At 65.0% G+C, this 1,438-nt stretch carries 1 protein-coding gene and 1 pseudogene; one reads left to right on the top strand and one right to left on the bottom strand.

Going from position 1 to position 1,438, the window contains the following annotated elements; translation table 11 throughout:
• A partial coding sequence (locus tag MOV75_RS37940) for a class I SAM-dependent methyltransferase (RefSeq protein WP_246932651.1) occupies positions 1–631 on the top strand: 631 nt, incomplete at its 5' end.
• A gap of 151 nt (positions 632–782) precedes the next feature.
• On the opposite strand, the pseudogene MOV75_RS37935 reads toward MOV75_RS37940, so the two are convergent.
• Positions 783–1,438 (bottom strand): annotated as a pseudogene (locus MOV75_RS37935) (L,D-transpeptidase); the annotation flags it as partial.

Raw genomic sequence — 1,438 nt, 5'->3', positions numbered from 1 at the left:
GCTGCCGCGCGGCGTCCGTTATGTTGCGACCGATCTCAACGAGCCCATGCTCGCGGTCGCCGCGCAGCGCCAGGCGGATGACGATCGCATTACCTGGCGCCAGGCGGACGGAATGGCCCTGCCCTTCGGCGCCGCCGAGTTCGACGTGGTCTGCTGCCAGTTCGGCGCGATGTTCTTTCCCGACCGTGTCAAGGCTTACGGAGGAGTGAAACGCGTCCTGAAGCGCGATGGCACGTTCGTGTTCAACGTCTGGGATCGGATCGAGGACAATGTGCTGACGCATGAAGCGACGATCGCGCTGGAAAAACTGTTTCCGGACGACCCGCCGCGATTCATGGTTCGCACGCCGCACGGCTATTACGACAAGACCGTCATCAGAACCGACCTCGAACGTGCCGGCTTCCGCGACATCTCGATCGAGACGCGATCTGAGATCAGTCGCGCACCGTCGCCCGAATACGTCGCGCTCGCCCTCTGCCAGGGCACGCCGCTGCGCAGCGAGATCGAGGCAAGGGATGCCAGCAAGCTGCAGGCTGCAACCGACATCGTCGCCGAGACGATCCGTTCGCGTCATGGCGCCGGACCGGTGGAAGGCAAGATTCAGGCTGTGGTGATCGAAGCGCGTCCGTAGTTGCTGGGCGGAATGGCTTAGGTTGAATCGATCGTCGCGGCTCGTTCACCTCTCCCGCAAGCGGGAGAGGGAGCGCACCTCCGTCGTTGTTACGATTGGGACTCGTCCCGCCATGCTTTGGGCCGCGCCCCGGCGGGCGGCGCCCTGCGTCCTACCACCAGCTCCGCTGCATCGGCTGCGTCGACTGATAATATTGGTACTGGCCACGCTGTCGGCGCGGATTGGCCGGCTGTACGTAGGGATCACGCTGGTAGAAGAAGCCGAAGCCGTTGCCGCCGTTGTCCCAGCCGTCATCGCTGGCGATCATGGCAGGCGCGGTCGGCTTGCGCGTGATGAAGCCGCCCTGCGGCTGGTTGCTGAGCACCGCGACGAATTCGGTGCGGTAATTGGTCTCGCTGCTCAGCGGCTCGTCCGAGATGATGATCGAGGAGCGCGGCAGCGCGGTCGGCCCGATGCGATCCCACACCTCCTGCGGGATGGTGATCCGGTCGAGCGCATTCCTGGCCTCGTCGCCGTTCTCGATCGTGACCGCGCTCCAGCGCAGGCCCGTATCGGTCTTTGCCATCGCGGTGAAGATATGCGTGCCGATCGGCTGGTCGGGATTGTGGATCTTAACGGGAACCTCGATGCTGGTATCAAACACCTCGCCGCCACCATCGGGCGCCGGCTTGTGCGTGTTCCGCCGGACGTAGAGCTTCTGTGTCGCGCGACTGATGTAGACCGAGACCGGCTCGAGCGCGAGCTTGGCGTCGGTCGCAGCCTTGACGGCCTCGGCCTTCCTGGCCGCGGCGGCCTTCGCGGCCTCCT

The organism is Bradyrhizobium sp. PRIMUS42 (genome assembly GCF_023006515.1).
Taxonomy (GTDB): domain Bacteria; phylum Pseudomonadota; class Alphaproteobacteria; order Rhizobiales; family Xanthobacteraceae; genus Bradyrhizobium.
This window is presented reverse-complemented; position numbering and strand designations above follow the sequence as displayed.